The following is a 467-nucleotide window of genomic DNA, read 5'->3' as shown; positions in this document are numbered from 1 at the left end:
CGCCGGTCCGGTGCCGCCGCCGAGCATGGTGGTGATGCCTGACATCAGCGCCTCCTCGATCTGCTGCGGGCAGATGAAGTGGATATGCGCGTCGAAGCCGCCGGCGGTGAGGATCTTGCCTTCGCCGGCGATGATCTCGGTGCCGGGGCCGATGATGATGGTGACGCCGTTTTGCATGTCCGGATTGCCGGCCTTGCCGACCGCGGCGATGCGTCCATCCCTGAGGCCGATATCGGCCTTGAAGACGCCGTCTGATGCATCGACGACCAGCGCATTGGTGATCACGGTGTCGACGGCGCCTTGGGCGCGGGATACCTGGCTCTGGCCCATGCCGTCGCGGATGACTTTGCCGCCGCCGAATTTCACCTCTTCGCCATGAAGGGTGAAATCCTTTTCGACCTCGATGAACAGTTCGGTATCGGCGAGCCGCACCTTGTCGCCGACGGTCGGGCCGTACATCTGCGCAT

1 protein-coding gene is annotated in these 467 nt (G+C 64.0%); it reads right to left on the bottom strand.

What is annotated here, in order from left to right; all coding sequences use genetic code 11:
• The coding region (locus tag EOA86_RS38010) for an amidohydrolase family protein (protein WP_164892479.1) at positions 1-459 on the bottom strand (459 nt) is incomplete at its 3' end.
• Positions 460-467: the final 8 nt, after the last annotated feature.

Source organism: Mesorhizobium sp. M5C.F.Ca.IN.020.32.2.1 (assembly GCF_004023105.1).
Classification (GTDB): domain Bacteria; phylum Pseudomonadota; class Alphaproteobacteria; order Rhizobiales; family Rhizobiaceae; genus Mesorhizobium; species Mesorhizobium wenxiniae.
The sequence above is the reverse complement of the archived record's forward strand: the minus strand, read 5'-3'. Positions and strand labels throughout refer to the sequence as shown.